Origin of the sequence: Curtobacterium sp. 314Chir4.1 (assembly GCF_900215175.1) — a bacterium.
GTDB lineage: Bacteria > Actinomycetota > Actinomycetes > Actinomycetales > Microbacteriaceae > Curtobacterium > Curtobacterium pusillum_A.
The window spans coordinates 456,181-476,372 of the sequence record NZ_OCMI01000004.1 but is presented as its reverse complement, the minus strand read 5'-3'; the positions used below and the strand labels follow the sequence as shown (position 1 = coordinate 476,372).

At 70.7% G+C, this 20,192-nt stretch carries 19 protein-coding genes; 15 read left to right on the top strand and 4 right to left on the bottom strand.

Translation table 11 applies throughout. From position 1 onward, the window contains the following. Positions 1 to 72: 72 nt before the first annotated feature. A complete protein-coding gene (locus CRP27_RS18540; RefSeq protein WP_255257607.1) occupies positions 73 to 4,131 on the bottom strand; it encodes a DUF6049 family protein in 4,059 nt (1,352 codons plus the stop codon). Between the two features lie 124 nt (positions 4,132 to 4,255). On the opposite strand from CRP27_RS18540, the gene CRP27_RS15085 reads away from it, so the two are divergent. The 8 genes from CRP27_RS15085 to CRP27_RS15050 all read left to right on the top strand — a co-directional run bounded on the left by CRP27_RS15085 (position 4,256) and on the right by CRP27_RS15050 (position 11,086). Further along, a complete protein-coding gene (locus tag CRP27_RS15085; RefSeq protein WP_097181570.1) occupies positions 4,256 to 5,692 on the top strand; it encodes a CCA tRNA nucleotidyltransferase in 1,437 nt (478 codons plus the stop codon). Between the two features lie 159 nt (positions 5,693 to 5,851). Then, positions 5,852 to 6,235, top strand: coding sequence for a 30S ribosomal protein S6 (gene rpsF, locus CRP27_RS15080; protein ID WP_079237587.1), 384 nt, complete (start codon positions 5,852 to 5,854; stop codon positions 6,233 to 6,235). A 3-nt stretch (positions 6,236 to 6,238) separates the two neighbouring features. Continuing rightward, complete coding sequence (locus CRP27_RS15075; protein ID WP_097181422.1) at positions 6,239 to 6,808, top strand: single-stranded DNA-binding protein; 570 nt, start codon at positions 6,239 to 6,241, stop codon at positions 6,806 to 6,808. A gap of 47 nt (positions 6,809 to 6,855) precedes the next feature. Continuing rightward, on the top strand, positions 6,856 to 7,113 hold the full coding sequence (rpsR, locus tag CRP27_RS15070; protein ID WP_017887834.1) for a 30S ribosomal protein S18: 258 nt from the start codon (positions 6,856 to 6,858) through the stop codon (positions 7,111 to 7,113). A gap of 14 nt (positions 7,114 to 7,127) precedes the next feature. Beyond that, positions 7,128 to 7,580 carry a 50S ribosomal protein L9 gene (gene rplI / locus CRP27_RS15065; RefSeq protein ID WP_097181421.1) on the top strand — a complete coding sequence of 151 codons (453 nt, stop codon included), beginning with the start codon at positions 7,128 to 7,130 and terminating at the stop codon, positions 7,578 to 7,580. Positions 7,581 to 8,263: 683 nt separating this feature from the next. Continuing rightward, on the top strand, positions 8,264 to 9,631 hold the full coding sequence (gene dnaB / locus CRP27_RS15060; protein ID WP_079237584.1) for a replicative DNA helicase: 1,368 nt from the start codon (positions 8,264 to 8,266) through the stop codon (positions 9,629 to 9,631). 368 nt (positions 9,632 to 9,999) lie between these two features. Then, a complete protein-coding gene (locus CRP27_RS15055; protein WP_141399785.1) occupies positions 10,000 to 10,182 on the top strand; it encodes a hypothetical protein in 183 nt (60 codons plus the stop codon). 187 nt (positions 10,183 to 10,369) lie between these two features. Further along, the gene (locus tag CRP27_RS15050) at positions 10,370 to 11,086 is read left to right on the top strand and encodes a CPBP family intramembrane glutamic endopeptidase (protein WP_176505631.1); all 717 of its coding nucleotides are present in this window, start codon (positions 10,370 to 10,372) and stop codon (positions 11,084 to 11,086) included. 254 nt (positions 11,087 to 11,340) lie between these two features. Here CRP27_RS15050 and CRP27_RS15045 read toward each other — a convergent pair whose 3' ends face one another. Further along, entirely contained in the window at positions 11,341 to 11,652 is a 312-nt protein-coding gene (locus tag CRP27_RS15045) for a YciI-like protein (RefSeq protein ID WP_097181418.1), read from the bottom strand. An 81-nt stretch (positions 11,653 to 11,733) separates the two neighbouring features. Next, positions 11,734 to 11,982, bottom strand: coding sequence for a hypothetical protein (locus CRP27_RS18290; RefSeq protein WP_176505630.1), 249 nt, complete (start codon positions 11,980 to 11,982; stop codon positions 11,734 to 11,736). A gap of 256 nt (positions 11,983 to 12,238) precedes the next feature. Between CRP27_RS18290 and CRP27_RS15040 the strand changes: the two genes are divergently transcribed. From CRP27_RS15040 to CRP27_RS15025, 4 genes are read left to right on the top strand one after another with little or no spacing between them, the layout of a single operon-like run. After that, entirely contained in the window at positions 12,239 to 13,672 is a 1,434-nt protein-coding gene (locus CRP27_RS15040; RefSeq protein ID WP_176505629.1) for an MFS transporter, read from the top strand. Beyond that, complete coding sequence (locus CRP27_RS15035; protein WP_176505628.1) at positions 13,669 to 14,610, top strand: nucleoside hydrolase; 942 nt, start codon at positions 13,669 to 13,671, stop codon at positions 14,608 to 14,610. The genes CRP27_RS15040 and CRP27_RS15035 overlap by 4 nt, the downstream gene beginning before the upstream one ends. Then, positions 14,607 to 15,527, top strand: coding sequence for a ribokinase (locus tag CRP27_RS15030; protein ID WP_176505627.1), 921 nt, complete (start codon positions 14,607 to 14,609; stop codon positions 15,525 to 15,527). Before CRP27_RS15035 ends, CRP27_RS15030 begins: the two co-directional genes overlap by 4 nt. A 12-nt stretch (positions 15,528 to 15,539) precedes the next feature. After that, entirely contained in the window at positions 15,540 to 16,310 is a 771-nt protein-coding gene (locus CRP27_RS15025; protein WP_097181415.1) for a GntR family transcriptional regulator, read from the top strand. Between the two features lie 6 nt (positions 16,311 to 16,316). On the opposite strand, the gene CRP27_RS15020 is transcribed toward CRP27_RS15025, so the two are convergent. Then, on the bottom strand, positions 16,317 to 16,763 hold the full coding sequence (locus CRP27_RS15020) for a MarR family winged helix-turn-helix transcriptional regulator (protein ID WP_097181414.1): 447 nt from the start codon (positions 16,761 to 16,763) through the stop codon (positions 16,317 to 16,319). Between the two features lie 61 nt (positions 16,764 to 16,824). On the opposite strand from CRP27_RS15020, the gene CRP27_RS15015 reads away from it, so the two are divergent. From CRP27_RS15015 to CRP27_RS15005, 3 genes are all read left to right on the top strand, one after another. Further along, positions 16,825 to 17,193, top strand: coding sequence for a VOC family protein (locus CRP27_RS15015; protein WP_097181413.1), 369 nt, complete (start codon positions 16,825 to 16,827; stop codon positions 17,191 to 17,193). A 37-nt stretch (positions 17,194 to 17,230) separates the two neighbouring features. Further along, entirely contained in the window at positions 17,231 to 18,013 is a 783-nt protein-coding gene (locus CRP27_RS15010) for an MBL fold metallo-hydrolase (RefSeq protein ID WP_255257606.1), read from the top strand. A gap of 146 nt (positions 18,014 to 18,159) precedes the next feature. Next, the gene (locus CRP27_RS15005) at positions 18,160 to 20,187 is read left to right on the top strand and encodes a GMC oxidoreductase (protein WP_097181412.1); all 2,028 of its coding nucleotides are present in this window, start codon (positions 18,160 to 18,162) and stop codon (positions 20,185 to 20,187) included. Positions 20,188 to 20,192: the final 5 nt, after the last annotated feature.

Below are 20,192 nucleotides of genomic sequence, written 5' to 3'. Positions count from 1 at the left end.
TTCCGTAGATCGCTGACCGGGTCAACACATGCTAGCGGCGTCGCATTCCAGGAGACCCGGGAACGCCGGGCGTCAGCGACCGAGCCGGCTGCGCACGAGTGCCACCGCGTTCGCGATCTCGCCGTTCTTCGCGACGACGAGGGCCCCGAAGTAGACGACGACCATGACCGCACCGGTGAGCGCGAGGGTGATCAGCGCCCCCGTGACGTCCGACATCGCGAAACCGTCGGAGCTGAACGCCCCGAAGAAGTTCGCGACGACGAGGCCGGCGACCCCGGAGATCAGGGCAGCGATGACGAACTGCACGTGCGAGCGGGTGACGACCGGCCCCTCGATGCCACCGAGGCGCTTCCGGACGAGCACCAGGGCGACGATCGTCTGGGCGGAGCCGGCGATGGTCGTGCAGATCGCGATCCCGACGCCGATGACCGACCCGGGGAGCATCGCCACGGCGAGGGCACCGATGACGAACAGACCCGACTGCACGAGCTGCATGAGGAACGGCGTGCGGTGGTCGTGCATCGCCCAGAACACGCGCTGGATGATGAAGAGCATGCTGAACAGCACGAGACCGGGCATGTAGGCGACGAGCACGAGCGCCATCGCCCGCGTGTGGCCGAACTCGTTCTCCCAGATCCGGGCGAACGGCATCGCGGTGACGATCAGTGCGACGGACGCGAAGACCGTGAACAGCCCGACGATCCGGAGCGACAGGGACAGGTTCCTCCGGACGGCGGCCAGGTCGCCCCGCTCGGCGTCGTGGCTCATCCGGGTGAAGTACGCCGTCGCGATCGAGACGGTGATGATCGAGTGCGGCAGCATGAACAGCAGCCACGTGGTGCTGAGCGTCGCGTTCCCGGCTCCGGTCGCGAGCGAGGCCACGCGGGCCTGCACGATGCCGGCGAGCTGCGTCACGAGGATCATCGCGAAGAGCCACCCGGCTGCCGTGCCGGTCGACTTCAGGCCGACGCCCCGCCACCGGAAGTCCGGGCGGAAGCTCAGGCCTGCGCGTCGCCAGAACAGCGGCAGGAACGCCGCCTGCGCGAGCACGCCCACCGACGCACTGCCGGCCAGCACGGCGATCTTCAGCGGCGTCCAGTCCTCGGTGGAGGCGTTCACGCTGCGCCCGCCGAAGAGGGCGATGAAGACGATGAGTCCGGCGATCGCGATGACGTTGTTGATCAGCGGTGCCCACGTGAACGGCCCGAACACCTGCTTGGCGTTGAGGACCTCGCCGAGCAGCGAGTACATCGCGTAGAAGAGGATCTGCGGCAGGCACCAGAACGCGAACGCCACCGCGAGGTCGGTCGTGGCCGCGCTGAAGCCCTTGCCGCCGTCGCCGGCGCTCTGGCTGTACAGACGCACCAGGACGGGTGCGAGCAGGGTCGCCACGACGGTGATGACCAGGAACGCGGACCCGCCGAGGGTGACGATCTTGTTGACGTACGCGGTGCCGCCGTCGGTGTGCTGCTTCATCGAGCGGACGATCTGCGGGATGAGCACCGCGGAGAGCAGGCCGCCGGCGATGAGCGCGTAGATGTTGTTCGGCAGCTGGTTCGAGATCGCGAACGCGTTGGCGGCGTCGGAACCCGTGTTGCCGATCGCGAAGGCCAGCACGAAGGTCTTCGCGAACCCGAGGATGCGCGAGACCATCGTCCCGGCCGCGAGCATCGCGCTGGCGCGGCCCAGGCTGCGCTCGGCCGCGGGCTCCGCGTCGACGGACGGCTGGGGCTGGGTGGCGCTGATGACGGGCTCCTCTGGATCTGCTGCCGGCTCGTCGCGGTCGACCGGGACGACTGCGCGAGCGTCGGCCTGGAGGAGCGGTGCGGGTCCGTCACGCCGCGTCGCGGCCGGCACGGGCTCGCCTCCGACCACCGGCTGGACCTCCAGGGGACGGTTCGGGTCGTCGTCGTCCTCGTCGTCGAGCTCGCCGTTCCGGCGCCGGATCCGCTTGCGGATGCTGCGGAAGATGCCGAACCCGAAGATCGCGACGAGGGCCACCGCGGCGGCGGCCGTGATCACGGTCTCCCACTGGGCCTGCACGTTCAGCTCGACGGTCGCGGGGGCGCTGATCTTCACGCCCGTCGGGCTCGCGAGCGACATGGTCAGGTTGACCTTGCCGTTCGCGACCGACTGGACCGGCACGGTCGTGCGGGTCGAGGACTCGGGCTGGATCTTCACCTCGATGTCGTTCCGCACGACGCGCAGTGCCGAGTTCGACGGCTGCACGGAGAGGCGCACCGTGACGGGGTACGTCGAGCTGTTCCGGATCGAGATCGGCAGCGAGGAGCGGTCACCGAGCAGCGTGAGGCTGCTCGAGTCGACGATGGCGACCTTCGAGACGGCCTTCGCCCAGTTCGCGACCCGGGCGTCGACCGCGTTCGCGAAGCCGTCGGGGTCCGGTCGCCAGGCGTTCGACGAGAGCGCGAGCAGGTTGAGGCGTGCGGGTGCGGTGAGCTCGGTGGGGGTGTCCAGCGCGGAGGAGAACGCCGTGAGGTCCTGCTCCCCCTGCACGAGGTGCTCGAGCTGGTCGATCCGGGCGTCGCCGTTCGTGCCCGCAGTGAGGGTGAGTGACCCGGCGCTGGCGGACGACGTCGACGAGAGGTCGGCCGGGGCGACCCAGGGGGTGCCCTCGATCGCGTCGAGCGCCGCGCTGAGGCGTGCGGAGTTCGTCGGCCACTCGCGGGCGAGCGTGAGGAGGATCGGGCTCTCGGCCGTCCCGGCGCGCGCGGCGGTCGCGAGGGTCGCCGTGAGCTCGGACACGGCCGTGGACCAGTCCTGCTGGTTCGTGGCGGTCGCGGCGGATCGCAGCAGCGAGGACATCGACTGGTCGGACACCAGGACGTGCTGGCCGCCGATCTGCTCGGATGCCGAGATGGTCGTGTCGGCGCCGGCCGAGGTGTTGCCGCTCGACACGATGGTCGTCTTCGTGCCGGCCTTCGCCAGCGCCGGCAGGTCGGCCGCCGTGACCGTGCCGTCGGCGGGCCAGGCGATCGAGTCCATCGAGTACGGGAAGTCGAGGAGGGACGCCGTCGTCGGCAGCGTCGTGGGGGTGCCGTCGTCGGTCGTCGTGTCGTCGCCCGTGCCGCCCGCCGTGCCGTTCCCTGCGTCGGAGGTCGCGCCGTCCGTCGGGGTCGCCGTCGCCGAGGCGTCGGTCGACGGCGACGCGGGGTCCGGCGTCGGGGTCGGCGTGGGCGTCGAGGCGCCCGGGAAGTGGTCGGCGTCGACCTGCTGGTCGAGGGAGATCGGCGAGAGGATGCCGTTCGCCCCCGCCTGGCGGAGCCCGGTGACGTCGGCGTCGGCGTAGGGCAGCGCGAAGGTCTCGTTGCGGAGCGACTCGAGGCGTGCAAGCCACGCGGTCGCGGACGACGGGGCGTCCGCACCAAGGAGGCGGATCGAGGCGATGATCCGCGGGTCGACGGCGACGGCGACGTTGTGGTCCTCGGCCGCGTCGAGCTGCTGGGTGAGGGTGCCGTCGACGGCCGTCACGGAGGCGAGCACGTTCTTGTCGAGGACGCCGTCACCCGTCTTCGGCACGGTGATCGGCATCGCGACCGAGACGCTCACGGGTGTCTGGTCGGCGGAGTCCGGGTACCAGGTGATCGCGGACCGTGCGACGGCGTAGGTGTCACCCGCGGTGTACTCCGCCGCGATGCGCCGGGCGCCGAACGACGAGTAGCCGCCGAGCGCCACGTTGCCGGACACGATCTTGACGGAGCCGAGGGTCACCGATCGGTGCGCCGGGACGGCCGGGATGTCCACGGAGTCCATCGGGGCGCCGAGGTAACCGGTCGTGCTGGTGTCGCCGAGCCAGTCAGAGAGGACGTCCCGCGTGCTCACGGAACGGAAGATGTCGAGGTCGGCCGTACCGGCCGGGACGTCCGAGTCGGTGTCGTTCGTCACCGTGACGGAGAGTTCGAGGTCCTCGTCGCGCTGCACGATGCCACGGTTCGCCGGGGCGATCGAGATCGTCGTCTTGCCCGCTTCGGCGGCGGCCGGGTGGGCCACGCGGGTCTTCGTCGTGGGGGCCGTGGTGGCGAGGGCGCCGTCGGTCGCCGCGGGCGCGACGACGAGGCCGAGGGCGACGAGAGCCGTCGCGGCGGCGGCGAGCGTTGTGCGGAAGATCTGCATACGGAAGGGGCCACGGGATCGGTCCGGGCCGTCCACGAGTGTATGAGGCGCGACCATGAACGCTCCCGTGCACGCGGACGATGTGGAGAACTCGGGGGCGTGATCTGGGAGGATGAGGACCGTCATGCAGTCCGTTGCCCAGGCCGTCGAGCGTCTCGACGCACTCGCCGCCACCGAGCCCGTCGACCTCCTCGCTCGGGCCTTCGCCGACGCCGGACACGAACTCGCGCTCGTCGGCGGGCCGGTCCGCGACGCCTTCCTCGGCCGCCCGGTCACCGACCTCGACTTCACGACCGACGCCCGACCGGACGACATCCTGCGGATCGTGGAACCGATCGCGAGCGCCACCTGGGACGTCGGCCGCCAGTTCGGCACCATCGCCGCGCGGGTCGCCGGCGAGCAGGTCGAGATCACGACGTACCGCAGCGACGTCTACGACGGCGAGACCCGGAAGCCCGAGGTCGCGTTCGGCGACACCATCGAGGACGACCTGCTCCGCCGTGACTTCACGGTGAACGCGATGGCGCTGCGACTGCCCGCCCGGGAACTCGTGGACGTGCACGGCGGGGTGGAGGACCTCCTCGCCCGGCGCCTGCACACCCCCCAGGCCGCACGGGTGTCCTTCCGCGACGACCCGCTCCGGATGATGCGCGCCGCGCGGTTCACCGCACAGCTCGGGTTCACGGTGTCGGACGAGGTCCGCGCGGCCATGACGGACCTGGTCGACTCGATCGAGATCGTCTCCGCCGAACGCGTGCGGGACGAACTCGTCAAGCTCCTGAACACCGGTGACCCCGTGGACGGCGTCCGCCTGCTGGTCGACACCGGGCTCGCCGAGCGCTTCCTGCCCGAGCTGCCGGCGATGCGGCTCGAGATCGACGAGCACCACCACCACAAGGACGTCTACGAGCACTCGCTGACGGTCCTGACCCAGGCGATCGGGTACGAGGCCGAGCGGCACCCCGGCGAGGCGCCGGACACCGTGCTCCGGATCGCCGCCCTGCTGCACGACATCGGCAAGCCCGCCACCCGCAAGCTCGAGCCGGGCGGCGCCGTGAGCTTCCACCACCACGACCTCGTCGGGTCGAAGCTCGCGAAGAAGCGCCTGCGTGCCCTGCGCTTCGACAACGACACGATCGCCGCGGTGAGCCGACTGATCGAGCTGCACCTCCGGTTCTTCGGCTACACCGAGGGCACCTGGACCGACTCCGCCGTCCGCCGGTACGTCCGGGACGCCGGCCCGCAGCTCGAACGCCTGCACGAGCTCACCCGCTCCGACGTCACGACCCGGAACCGCCGCAAGGCCGACCGACTCGCCTTCGCGTACGACGACCTCGAGGACCGCATCAAGGAGCTGTCCGAGCAGGAGAAGCTCGACGCGATCCGCCCGGACCTGTCCGGCGACGACATCATGCGCATCCTCGACATCCCGCCGGGCCGTGCCGTGGGCGAGGCCTACCGCCACCTGCTCGAGGTCCGCATGGACGAGGGGCCCCTCGGCCCCGAGGACGCCGAGGCGCGCCTGCGCGACTGGTGGGCCGCCCGCGACGCGACCGACTGACGGACGCGACCGGTTCTCCACAGCCGGTGGCGCGCCTCCAGGCCGTCCGGTAGGCTTGCCGGGTTGTCCGCGCGCATTCTGCGTGGCGGGACACATGCATCAACCCTCCTGCCCCGAGAACTGCTCGGGGCCGCTGAGACCAGAGGAGGTGGGTTCCGCATGCACCAGTACGAACTGATGGCGATCCTCGACCCCGAGATCGATGAGCGCACCGTCGCTCCCAGCCTGGACAAGTTCCTCGCTGTGATCCGCAACGACGGTGGCACCGTCGACAACGTGGACGTCTGGGGCCGTCGTCGTCTCGCCTACGAGATCGCGAAGAAGTCCGAGGGCATCTACGCCGTCGTGGACTTCACGTCCTCCCCCGAGGCCGCCAAGGAGCTCGACCGTCAGCTCGGTCTCTCCGAGGCCGTGCTCCGCACGAAGGTCCTCCGCGCCGAAGAGGGCATCGCGCAGGTCGCCGCCCAGAAGCAGCGCGACGAGGCCCGCGCGGCCCGCAAGGCCGCCAACGCGACCGCAACCGCGACCGCGAGCGCCGAGTAACCCGTGGCCGGCGAAACCGTCATCACGGTGGTGGGCAACCTCACCGCGGACCCGGAGCTGCGCTACACGCAGAACGGGCTCGCCGTGGCGAACTTCACCATCGCGTCCACCCCTCGCACGTTCGACCGTCAGGCGAACGAGTGGAAGGACGGCGACGCGCTGTTCCTCCGCGCGAGCGTGTGGCGCGAGTTCGCCGAGCACGTGGCGGGCTCACTGACGAAGGGCTCGCGCGTCATCGCGCAGGGTCGCCTCCGTCAGCGCTCCTACCAGGACCGTGAGGGCCAGCAGCGCACGAGCATCGAGCTCGAGGTCGACGAGATCGGCCCCTCGCTCCGCTACGCGACCGCACAGGTCACCCGTGCTGCGGGTGGCGCCGGTGGCGGTCGTGGTCAGATCGGCGGCGGCAACGCCCCGGCAGGCAACGGTGGCAACGGCGGCAACTGGAACAACAACGGTGGCGGTCAGTCGGACGCGCCCTGGTCCCCGCAGGGTGGCCAGCAGGGTGGCAACGCACAGTCGAACGACGTGTGGAGCACCCCCGGTGGCACGTACGACGACGAGACCCCGTTCTGATCCTCCGCGGTTCAACGGACACAACTTTCACTTCTTAAGGACAAACAATGGCTGGAAAGAGCACCGGCGATCGCCGGAAGCCTCGCGGTAAGGGCGGCAAGAACGCCGCTCCCGCGAAGTCGATCAAGGTCGGCGTCATCGACTACAAGGACGTCGCGACCCTTCGCAAGTTCATCTCGGAGCGTGGAAAGATCCGCGCCCGTCGCATCACCGGCGTCTCCGTCCAGGAGCAGCGCCTCATCGCCCGTGCCGTGAAGAACGCCCGTGAGATGGCGCTCCTCCCCTACGCCGGCTCCGGCCGCTGATCGGAGGTCGACACATGTCGAAGCTCATCCTCACCCACGAGGTCTCCGGCCTCGGTTCCGCCGGTGACGTCGTCGACGTCAAGAACGGCTACGCCCGCAACTACCTGATCCCCCAAGGCTTCGCTGTCGCGTGGTCCAAGGGCGGCGAGAAGCAGGTCGAGTCGATCCGTGCGGCGCGTGCCGCTCGCGAGCTCGCCACCATCGAAGAGGCCCAGGACCTCAAGATGAAGCTCGAGAACGCGACCATCCAGCTGTCGGTCAAGGCCGGCAAGGACGGCCGTCTGTTCGGCTCCGTCCGTCCGGGCGACGTCGCTGACGCCGTCCAGGCGCAGGGAGTCGGCTCGCTCGACAAGCGCAAGGTCGAGGTCCCCGCGACCATCAAGACCGTCGGTGACCACGAGGCCACCGTGCGTCTGCGCGAGGACATCACTGCCGTGATCTCGCTCAAGGTCGTCGCTGCCAAGTAGCACTGACGTTCCGCTCCCCGACGGGCGGGTCTCCTCCGGGAGGCCCGCCCGTCGTTGCGTTGTGGGGCGGGCGCGGCGGGGGCGGGCGCGGGTGGGGTGGCGCGGGCGGGGCGGCGCGGGCGCCGTCGGTCGGCGGCGAGACGCCGCTGCTGTGACGAGACGCCGCTGGGTGTTCGAGACACCGCACGTTTTGGCGGTGTCTCGGGCTGCGTGCGGCGTCTCACCGACCGTCCGGTGTCACGTCAGATGGCCTGGAGGCGCGGGTCGTCCCGCGCTGACCGGTTACCTCTCCGACGGGGTCGCGCTTGCTGGGAGGCGCTTGGGAAAGTTGTCCTCAGGTTTCGGTTTGTCAACTGTTTTTACACAGGCGAAACGTCCAAATCACCAACCTTCAATGCGTAGTTGAACCCCACTTCTCCACACATGGTGTGGAACGGAAAACCCCAGGTCAGTCGGTCGAAAGTGTGTTCCCCACACCACTTGTCCACACCCTCATCCACAGTTGTCCACACAGCACCCCGGCGTGTTCCGCAGACTCTCCACAGAGTTATCCACAGGGGCGTTTGCTGGGGATAACTCTGTCCCCGTAGCTTGGCCCAGCGACTCGGCGATGTCGGTCGCCCGAGGTAGAACTGGCTCGGTCGGTCCGACCGTGGACCGCCGTCCGACCAAGAGGAGCAAGTGTGTCGATCGCGCATCTCGAGCCCGCCCCGCAGGACTTCGCGGAGCGCGGTGGCATGGAGCGCACACCGCCGCACGACATGCTCGCCGAGCAGTCGACCATCGGCGGGATGCTCCTGTCGAAGGACGCCGTCGCAGACGTCATCGAGACCGCCCGTGGCGTGGACTTCTACATCCCGAAGCACGAGGTCATCTTCGACGCGATCCTCTCGCTCTACTCGCACGGTGAGCCCACCGACGTCATCGCGGTCACCGACGAACTGACCAAGACGGGTCTGCTCTCCCGTGCCGGCGGCGCCGAGTACCTGCACAGCGTCACGAGCATGGTGCCCACCGCCGCGAACGCCGGCTACTACGCCGCGATCGTCGCCGAGAAGGCCGTCCTGCGCCGCCTGGTGGACGCCGGTACCCGCATCGTCCAGATGGGCTACGCGTCCGAGGGTGAGGTCACCGACCTGGTGAACAGCGCCCAGGCCGAGGTGTACAACGTCGCCGGCGGCATCCAGACCGAGGACTACGTCCCGCTCACCGACGCCATCTCCGCCGCCCTCGACGAGATCGAGGCCGCCAAGGGTCGTGACGGGCAGATGACCGGCGTGCCGACCGGGTTCGCGCAGCTCGACGGCCTGACGAACGGCTTCCACCCCGGGCAGCTCATCATCATCGCCGCCCGACCCGCACTCGGGAAGTCGACGCTCGCGCTCGACCTCTGCCGCGCCGCCGCGATCAAGCACAACGAGACCGCCGCCTTCTTCTCGCTCGAGATGGGTCGCGCCGAGATCGCCATGCGTCTGCTCTCCGCCGAGTCCAGTGTCCCGCTGCAGAACATGCGCAAGGGCACCGTCGACTCCCGCGACTGGACGACCATCGCGCAGACCCGCGGGCGCATCAACGACGCTCCCTTCTTCATCGACGACTCCCCCAACATGACCCTCGTCGAGATCCGCGCCAAGTGCCGTCGCCTCAAGCAGCAGCACAACCTGCGCATGGTCGTCATCGACTACCTGCAGCTCATGACCTCCGGCAAGAAGGTCGAGTCCCGCCAGCAGGAGGTCTCCGAGTTCTCGCGTGCGCTGAAGCTCATGGCGAAGGAGCTCCAGGTCCCCGTCGTCGCGCTGTCGCAGCTGAACCGTGGTCCCGAGCAGCGTGCCGACAAGAAGCCGCAGATCTCCGACCTCCGCGAATCCGGGTCGATCGAGCAGGACGCCGACATGGTCATCCTGTTGCACCGCGAGTCGGCGTACGAGAAGGACAACCCGCGTCAGGGTGAGGCGGATCTCATCGTGGCGAAGCACCGTAACGGGCCGACGGACACCATCACGGTGGCGTTCCACGGGATGTTCTCGCGGTTCGTTGACATGCCGCAGTAGTTCGTTGTCGCTGTCGTCCGCCAGCTAACTTGTCCGACTGCCACTCAACGCGTCTGAAATACGAAGATGGACACGTTGTTTGGCAGCGCGAACGGGTTGAGCCGACCGCAAGGCAATGCTTGGGCGGGCCTACGCGTCGGCGGCACGCAGCTTGAGGCCGAGGACCGCGTCCGGCTCAGCGACCAGCAGTTGTGGCTGAGCAAGCGTCAGGGTGACGTCGCTTCGGTCAGGTCGACAGACGCGGTTCTCAACCTCACTGACGTGATCGGACTAGCCGCTGATCAGATGTTCGCGGAGGACGCATGGCTCGCGAGCACGAGCACGAGCACGAGAGCACCGGCAGCGAGACGCTACCGACACTCCACCAGATGACCGCCAACCTGCCGCCGTTCCTACGCCTTGCCGACGTGGCTCTGCTCTGCATGAGCACGGCGACCGTCACAACGCTCGTCTCTCGTCAGCAGCTCGGCCGCGTCGTCGTGCGCTCTGTGCGCCGCGTCCCAGCCGGGGCGCTGCGGACGTATCTCTCCGCCGCGCGCAACAGCGCATAGGGATCGCCCTCCGGACAGTCCCCGACGGTCGTTCATAGGATGGCTACCGAGCGGAACGGGCACCGCAGGGGACGCACGCCGCCGTATGAAATGGGGCACCATGCGCTCACCCGCTGATCGGCCGGATCTTCGCGTCCGACCTCGGATTTGGATCGGCATCGCCGTCGTCGTCGGCTACGTCGCCCTCGTGTCCATCACCCAACACCTCTCCGGCGTTCCCTACCCAGACCTCGGCGACAACGGCAGCACCCTGTTTCGCGGCGTCGGCATTTCACTGATCCTCGGCGCCATCGCCCTCACCGTCGTCACGACCCTGCTCGGCTGGTGGCGGCCAGCGATACGCGAACAGCACCGAGCGACGTCACGGTGGCCCGTCATCGCGCCGGCACTCATGACCGTCCTCATGCTGCTCAACCTGATCGGCACCGACTGGGGCGCCTACGACCTCAGCTTCTTTGCCGCGTCACTGGTGCTCCTGCTCGTCGGGTTCACCGAGGAGATCGCCACGCGCGGCCTCCTCGTCACAGCCCTCCGGTCCAGGCTCGGCGAGGGCTGGGTCTGGTTCCTCTCCTCCCTCGCGTTCGGTCTCATGCACTACGTCAACGTCCTCAGCGGCCAAGACTTCGGCCGGACCAGCTTCCAAGTGCTCTCCGCATTCCTGTTCGGCACCGTCCTCTACATCCTCCGCCGCATCACCGGAACCCTCGTCTGGGCGATGGTGCTGCACGCGCTCTGGGACTTTGCCGTCTTCGCCACCGGGAAAGGCCACCCCGCCTCGTTCACCGGCATGGGCGGACTCGAGCTCCTCATCGGAGCCTTCGCCCTCATCGCTGTCTGGTGGGTCATCCGAGGATCAAACGAACGCCTCGCCGAGACACCCGCGCTCAGCAGCCAGCCGCGATAGGGCACGTCACTGGCGATCGGCGCGGCTCGAAGTGCAAGGGCGCGAACGACCTCAAGTATGAACACGCACCCCGAGGCCCGAGGCGGGTGTCCGATAGCCGATCGGCTACCGAGACGGACGCGTGCCGTCTCAGCAACGGCGACAAGATGTTCGGTCAGATCAGGTGCCACGCGCGCCGTCACCAGTCTCGTATGCGGTCGTTGGTGACAAGTAGTGAGTTGGCCGACAGACGAATCCGCGCGCCCGCGCCTTGGTCAATCTGGCCGGACTGGGGTGGAGGCTGCAGCTCCGACGACGGTGGTCCAGGGTTTCGCGGTCCATGATTCGACGAGTCCGCCGGTGACGTACGGATCGGTCTCCGCGAAGGCGCGAGCGCGCTCGAGGGCGTCGTCTCCGGTGAACACGATGAGGGCGCTGAACGGCCCGTCGCCTGCTCCGACGGCTCCACCGAGGAGGAGCTCACCACGCTCCGCGGCAGCCCATGCTGCGGTGAGGTGTTGCTGGCGGAACGCGTCACGGCGCGCCAGGTAGTCGTCGACGTAGGTGTACTCGAGGACTGCGTGCATGATCCTTCTCCGATCTGGTCGTGTTCAGAGCTCGAGAGCCCAGGTCTGCTCGGCGACGGCGGTGCCGATCAACGACAGGGGTCATACGACCAGTTGTGTCGCACGACCCCTGTCAGTGTTCGTTGACTGCCGTTCAGTCGCAGATCCGGTGTACGCCGTGCGGATCTGCTTCTTCTTGTCGCACCCCGGCTTCGTGTAGGTCTCGGTCCACGAGTGACAGACGAGTGGACCGGCGTGCGCCGGCGCCGCAGCAGCGGGCAGAACGACACCTGCTCCCGCCTGTGCCGCGACCGTTCCCATGCCGAACAGTGCCTGCTTCATCTTGCTCATTGCGTGTCCCCCTGGGTGTCGACAGCCGTCATCCGCTTCGTCTCCGACGTCAGGTCAGCGAACGGTGATCGGAACTGTCGGCTCACGCGGCGGACGTCCGGACCTGACGGACTGGAGGCACGGTGCGGGCTGGCACCGTGCCTCCCGTCCGCCCGTGCGCGCGTCGAGTCCCCGCGCTTGCCAGCGCGGGGACCGGGTCATAGAGTACGGACCTGTATTACAGGTACGTACGACAACCCGGACGAAGGAGTCCTCCATGACCGTCGCCCCCGCTCGCCCCGAGACGGAACGCGAGCGCCTGTCCGGCGCACGCGTCCCCCTGCTCGTCGCGTCCCTCATCGTCGCGGTGCTCGCGTTCCAGCTGAACGCGAGCCTGCTCACCCCGGCCATCCCCGCGATGGCGGTCGACCTGCACGCCTCCGCCGGCGTCGTGTCCCAGGTGCAGTCCCTCTTCTTCCTCTCCGGTTCGGTCCTGGGCATGGTGGTCTCCCGCTGGTCGGACACGATCGGTCGGCGGCGGGCGCTCTTGGTGACGATGACCGCCCTGCTCGTCGGGACGCTGCTGACGGTCACAGCCTCGTCGCTGCCCCTCCTGCTCACCGGTCGTGTGCTGCAGGGGACCTCGTCGGCGGCACTGACGATCGCGTTCCTGGTGCTGTCCGAGGAGCTCACCGCGAAGCAGTTCGGCATCTCGGTCGGCGTCGTGACCGCGGTGAGCGGCGGCCTCGGTGGTCTCGACGGGTACATCGGCGGGGCGATCACGGACACGTTCGGCTGGCGCGCGGTCTTCGTCGTCATCCTCGTCGTCGCGGTGCTCGGCACCCTCTCGGTGATCGCCTTCGTGCCGCGGGTCCGACGCACCGCCGCCCGCCGGATGGACTGGCTCGGCGCGACGATCCTCGGCGCCTTCCTCGTCGGGTTCTCGCAGTTCGTCAGCGAGGTGCCGTCCCGGGGCATCGCCGACGCGCGCACCCTGCTGTGGCTCGCCGTCGCCGTGCTCGCGGCTGTGGCCTTCGTCCTCGTCGAACGCCGAGTGGCGCAGCCGCTCATCGCCGTGCCGGCACTCCGCGCCCGGACCGCGTGGCCGGTGCCGCTCTGCACGTTCCTGACGCTGTCGGGGGTCTTCGCGTCGACGAACTTCACCATCGTGGTCCTCAGCCAGGACGGGCCGAACGGGTTCGGGCTGAACGCGGCGATGTCCGGGCTCCTGTTCCTCACCCCGACGGCGATCGCGGGGCTCCTGACGGCTCCGGCGGCCGGGTGGATCGCGCATCGCATCGGGTGGGTCCGGTCCCTCCGGGTGGCCACCGGCGGGATCCTCCTCATCTCCGTCGCGCTCGCGTTCTCCGCCACCGACAAGTGGGTCGTCTTCGGCCTGCTCATCGTGATGGGTGTGTTCTACCTCGGGCTGTACCAGGCCACCGCGAACGGGCTGTCGGTGCTGAACGCCCCCGCCGACGCGCCGGGTTCCCTGCCGGGCATCCACGGGGCATGCTTCGGTCTGGGAGCCGGCACCGGGGTCGCCCTCGTCGGGCCGGCCGTCAGCGCGGGCACACCCGAGGGGTACCACCTGGCGCTCTGGATCTCCGTCGCCCTCACCGCCGCGGCGTTCGTCGCAGCGCTCGTCCTCCGTCCCACCCCGAACGCTCTGCCCGCCGGAGCCCGCTCAGAAGGAGCCGCAACCGCATGACCACCCCCACGATCCCGCTCTTCCTCGACTGCGACACCGGTGTCGACGATGCCCTCGCCCTGGCGTACCTGCTCGACGTCCCGCACGTGGACCTCGTCGGCATCGGCACCGTGTCCGGCAACACCGACTCGACGACCGCGGCGGTGAACACGACGGCGCTGCTGGGCATGTGCGGGCGGTCGGTACCGGTGGCGGTCGGTGCGCACGACCCGCTCGGCGGTGTCTACGGCGGTGGCGCTCCCCACGTGCACGGCGCGAACGGGGTGGGCGGGGTCGACCTGCCGGCCGGCCTTGCCGCAGCCGAGGACCCCGCGGCCGAGCTCCTGGTGCGACTGGCGCGGTCGTACGCGGCTGGTCCGCGCCGGCTGGACGTGCTCGCGATCGGGCCGCTGACGAACCTCGCCGTCGCGCTCGAGCTCGAGCCCCGTCTGCCGGAGCTCGTCGGCACGCTGACGATCATGGGCGGCGCCGTCTGGGAGCCCGGCAACGTGTCGCCGGTGGCCGAGGCGAACGTCCACAACGACGCCGAGGCGGCTCGCCGGGTCCTCACGGCCGGGTTCGACCTCGTGCTCGTCCCGCTCGACGTCACGCGCCAGCACCGGTTCGACGACGCCGACGGCGACCGGTTCATCGCGGCCGGCGACCCGCTCCGCGTGGCGCTCGGCACGATGCTGCACCGCTACATCGACTTCTACGAGACCGTCGACCACGTCCGTCGAGCGCCCCTGCACGACCCGCTCGCCGCTGCGATCGCCGCCGGTGAGGTCGAGCCGACCGTCCGCGAGACGCCGCTCGACGTCGTGGTCGACGGCGCCGAGCACGGCCGGACGGTCCCGGCGGCGCAGGGGCCGGTCGTGCAGGTGGTCGTCGGTGCCGACGATGCCGCCGCGGACGTCATCCGGAACCGGATCCTCCAGCTCGACGCGGTGCACGCGTGACCGGCGCACCTGCTCTCCCGTCCCTGGCCGTCCTCGGCAGCATCAACGTCGACGCGGTCCTGCGCGTCCCGGAGCTCCCCGCGCCGGGCGAGACGGTCCTCGCCACCAAGCAGCACCGGTTCCTCGGGGGCAAGGGCGCGAACCAGGCCGTCGCCGCCGCGCGACTCGGTGCCTCCGTCACGGTGATCGGCGCGGTGGGCGACGACCTGGACGGCGTCTTCGCCGTCGAGGAGCTCCGGCGAGCGGGCGTGCGGACCGAGTTCGTCGCGACGACCCCGGACGCCCCGACCGGCACCGCCGCCATCACGGTGGACGACGCCGGGGAGAACGCGATCGCGGTGTTCCCCGGGGCGAACGCCCTCGTCGCCCTGCCGGCGGCGCTGCCGGACACCGACGTGCTGCTCTGCCAGCTCGAGGTCGACCCGGCGCTCGTCGACGCGGCCGTCGCACGGTCGTCGGCGTTCGTCGCCGTCAACGCCGCGCCCGCCCGGCACCTGCGCCCGGAGACGCTCGAGCGCGCCGACCTGGTGGTCGTCAACGAACTCGAGTGGGCCGCGCTGCCGGAACTCGCACGGTGCCGCCGCGTCGTGGTGACCGCCGGCTCGTCGGGAGCGTCCGTCCTCGAGCGCGGCCGGGTCGTCGCCGAGGTGCCGGCCGTGCCCGCGCGGGTCCGGAACACGGTCGGTGCCGGCGATGCCTTCACCGCGGCGGTCACGATCGCCCTCGCGGCCGGGCTCCCGGCCGAACAGGCGCTCCGCACCGCAGCGCGCGTCGGCGCCGCGGCCGTGGCGGACGAGGCGTCCCAGCCCGCGCTGCTCGCCTTCGCCGAGTACGCCGAAGCCGAGCCCGAGCCCGAGCCCGAGCCCGAGCCCGAAGCCGAGCCCGAGCCTGAGGCCGCCGCCGCCGCGAGCGTCTGACAGGCTGGGCACATGACGATCGCCGATGCTCTCCGGGGCCCGCTCCCCGCACACGCCGGGGTCCCGCTCCGCGTGGCGGCCTACATGCGCATCAGCGACGCGATCCGCAGCGGGGCGGTCCGGCCGGGCATCCTGCTGCCGTCCGAGGCCGAGCTGGTCGAGCTGCTCGGGGTGTCCCGCACGGTCGTCCGCGAGGCGCTGATCTTCTTGGAGGAGGACGGCTTCATCCGCTCCCGCCGGGGCATCGGCCGCTTCGTCGCGGAACGGCTGCCGGTGTCCGGCCTGGAGCGGGTCGAAGCGCCGGAGCGGCTGCTCGTCCCGGAGGGCGGCAGCGTCGAACGCACCGAGATGGTCGTCCAGGACCGCACCGGGTTGTTCGCGTCGGAGTCGCTCGGCATCGCGGAGTCCTCGGCCTCGTGGTTCGTCGAGAGCGTGGTCCGACGCGGGGACACCGTCGTCGGGCTCGTCCAGGAGCACCTGCCGCCCGACGAGGCACTGGTCGGCGAGTTCGCGCCGATCCGCGAGTTGATCCGGATGAGCCGGCCCGACCAGACGATGCTCGCGGCGATGTTCGACGCGGGCATCGTCCCCGGGCCGGGTACCACCGAGGTGTCGATCGGCACACCCGGTGCGACCCGCGGGCACCGTCTGGGTGTCGGCGCCGAGGAACCCGTGCTCGTCCTGTCACGCAGTCTGCGCTTCGCGGGTCGGCCGCTCTACGTGTCGAAGACCCTCGTCAACCCGCACGAGGCGCGGATCACCGTGGCCCACGGCGCCCCCTGAGCCCGATCAGTCGTCGCGGAGCGCCCGCACCATGCTCCGCAGGGCGCTGAGCGCCGCCGCCTGTTCCTGCGCGCTCATCCCGCCGAGCATCCGCACCTCGACGGCGCGCACCGCCGCCGAGGCCTGCTCGAGCGTCCGCTGCCCCACCGCCGTCAGGCGCGTCGGCAACGCCTTCCCCACCGGCGCCGCGGCCGGTCGGGTCACGAGCCCGTCCCGCTCGAACGCCTGCAGCAGCACGTTCATCGACTGCCGGGTCACGAAGGCGCCCCGCGCGAGGTCCGAGTTCGACAGCCCGGGTCGTTGTGCGAGCAGCTCGAGGCACGAGTACTGCGTCACCGTCAGCTCGAGCGGCCGCAGCACGGCCTCCATCGCGGCGCGCAGGGCGCTCGCGGCCTCCTTCAGCAGGTAGCCGAGCGACGAGTCGAGGTCGATGCGGTCGGCGTCTTGACTCATGTCAGTAGTCTGACATAGATTGCCCTGTGTCAGAAGACTGACACACAACGAAGGAGCACCCATGCCCGTCACCGGCCCCGACTTCATCTCCCTGCAGACCCGCGACCTCGATGCGTCGCAGGCGTTCTACGAGCAGTACCTCGGGCTCGTCCGCTCCCAGGCCGGCCCGCCCCACGCGGTCGTCTTCGAGACCACCCCGATCGCGTTCGCCCTCCGGGACATCGTCCCCGGCACCGACCTCGACGCGGTGTCCCAGCCCGGCGTCGGGGCGGCGATCTGGCTGCACGCGACCGACGTCCAGGCCATCCACGACGCCCTGGCCGCCGACGGGCACACCATCGTCGCCGGGCCGATCGACGGGCCCTTCGGGCGCACGTTCACCTTCGCCGACCCGGACGGGTACCACGTCACGCTCCACGACCGCGCCTGACGCCGCCTCCCGCACTGCGGGCCGTAGGCTGACGCGCGTGGGGTCCGGTGGGAGTGCGGCGGTGACGGGGTTCGTGCCCGTGGCCGACGGCGTGCACGTCGCCACGAGCCGGCAGATGTCGACCACGTCGACGCTGCTGCACGACGGTCGTGACGCCCTGCTCGTCGACCCCGCGTGGATGCCCGACGAACTCGCCGCGATGGCGGGCTCGCTCGAGCGCGCCGGCCTCCGCGTCATCGCCGGCTTCTCGACCCACGCGCACCACGACCACCTCCTGTGGCACCCGGGTCTCGGCGACGTCCCCCGCTACGCGTCGCCGCGGACGGCGGAGCTCGCCAGGACGGAGCGTGGCGACCTCGTGGAGTCCCTCGGTGCCGGTTTCCCGGCATCGTTGACGGAGCTGATGGGCCGTGTGCAGGGCGTCGAGGCGCTCCCCGCCGCGGCGATCCCGTCCGGGTTCCACCCCGAGGTCGTGGTGCACGACGGGCACGCCCCCGGGCACACCGCCGTCTGGCTGCCGGACCAGCGGGTCCTCATCGCCGGCGACATGCTCAGCGACGAGGAACTCCCGCTGCCGTTCTGGCCGGACGACCTGCCCGCGTACCTGCACGCCCTCGACGTCCTGGCGGAACACGCGCGCACGGCAGAGGTGGTGATCCCCGGTCACGGTCGCCCCGGCACCGACGCGCTCGCACGGGTGGACGCTGATCGTCGCTTCCTCGAGACGGTCGCGCGCGGCGGTGACCCGGACGATCCGCGGCTCGCCAACCCCGGCATGCCGGAGGTGCTCGAGCACCTCCGCCAGCTCATGCCGCGCTGATCGGTCGACGCGACCACGGCCTGGAGGCACGGTGCGCGTCCGGCGCACACCGCGCCTCCAGGCCCTGGTCGCCACCGACCACCGCAGCCCGCCCCGGTACGGTGGTCGCGGGCCGCAGCGGAGCAGCCCGGAGGGCTGGTGCACCGATGACCGGACGGACGTTCGTCCAGCAGCACGCGGCGCGCCTGCGCGCGCTGGTCGACCGGGTGCTGCCGGGTGACGAGTACCCGTCGGCCTCCGAAGCCGGGGCCCTGGACTTCCTCGCCACCGTGCTCGACGACCGGCCAGACTGGACCGACCGGGTCCGCGCGGTCGTCGACGGCACCGACGACGAGGGCGACCCCGACTGGGCCTGGTTCGCCGAACTCGTGTCGGCCGGCTACTACGCCGACGCGGGGAACGGCGGCAACCACGGGGAGCGCTCCTGGGCGATGGTCGGCTGGCAGCCCGGACCGCCCGACGGGTGGAGCGTCCCGGTGCCCGTCCCCACGGCGCAGCCCGTCGTGGTGCACCCGTCGGAGCTGGCCGAACGCTACGACGCCATCGTCGTCGGCTCGGGTGCCGGTGGCGGTGTCGCGGCTTGCGGGCTCGCCGGATCCGGTCGCCGCGTGCTCGTCGTCGAGGCCGGGCAGTGGCCGGGCACCGCCGAGCTGAACCGGGACCACATCCGGAACCCGCGCTCGACGTGGGGCATCGCACCACGATCCGGACCGTCCGACGCGGGCAACCCGCGGACGGTCTCCGACGGGCGGACCCGGTTGCTGCTCCGGCCGTCCTCGCCGGGCTGGCACAACAACGCGGTCACGGCCGGCGGCGGCACCCGGGTGTACGGGGCACAGGCGTGGCGGTTCGGGCCGCGCGACTTCACGATGGCATCGACGTACGGGGTGCCGGACGGCAGCAGCCTGGCGGACTGGCCGTTCGGGTACGACGAGCTCGAGCCCTGGTACGAGCGCGCCGAGTGGGAGGTCGGGGTGAGCGGCGGCGACACCGACGGACCCTGGGCCGGGCACCGGGGTCGGCCGTTCCCGATGCCCCCGCTACCGTCCGGCGCCGCTCGGGACCGACTGGCGCGGGCGGCCGACGTCCTCGGGATGTCGACGGTGCACGTCCCGCTCCTCATCAACTCGACGCCGTACCTGGGGCGCCGGGCGTGCGAGCAGTGCGGCACGTGCGTCGGGTTCGCCTGCCCGGTGGACGCCAAGAACGGCAGCCAGAACACGATGCTGACCCGGGCGTTCGCGACCGGGAACGCCTCGATCCTGCTCGACAGCCGGGTGGCACGGCTCCGGACGGACGGCGCCGGGCGGGTCGTCGGCGTGACGATCGTCGGATCCACGGACGGGCGGGACTGGACCCGGGACGTCGACGCCGCCGAGGTCGTCGTCGCCGCGGGGGCCGTGGAGTCCGCGCGGCTCCTGCTCAACAGCCGCAGCGACCGGGAGCCGGACGGCATCGGCAACGGCACCGACCAGGTGGGGCGACACCTGCAGGGGCACGTCTACGGCGGGGCGATGGGCATCTTCGACGACGTCGTCGACGACGGGCTCGGACCGGGACCCTCCATCGCGACCACCGACTTCCGCCACGGCGTGGACGGGCAGATCGGCGGCGGGATCCTGGCGAACGAGTTCATCGCGACGCCGTCGAACACCTACCAGTACCTCGTCGGGACCGGACTCATCCCGCGGTCCGGCATCGAGAGCAAGCACGCGATGCGCGACCTCGCCCGGCGCAGCATGCGGATCATGGGACCGATCCAGGAGGTCACGACCGCCGACGCGCGCGTCCGCGTCGACCCCTCCGTGACCGACCGTCACGGCATCCCGGCGGCGTGGTTCAGCGGCGGCGTCCACACAGAGGACGTCCGCGCCCGCGACCACACGAGCGTGCGGAGTGCCGAGTGGCTCCGTGCAGCCGGGGCCACCCGGGTCGCGGAACTGCACGGACCCGTCGTCGGGACGAGCGGCGGGCAGCACCAGGCCGGCACGCTCCGGATGGGCACCGACCCCGCGACCTCGGTCGTCGACCCCGTCGGACGGGTGTGGGGGCACGACAACCTCCGGGTCGCCGACGGATCGGTGCACGTGACGAACGGGGGCGTGAACCCGGTGCTGACGATCTTCGCCACGGCCATGCGGACGATCGATGCGATGGTCGCACCAGGCGGTTAGCCTGG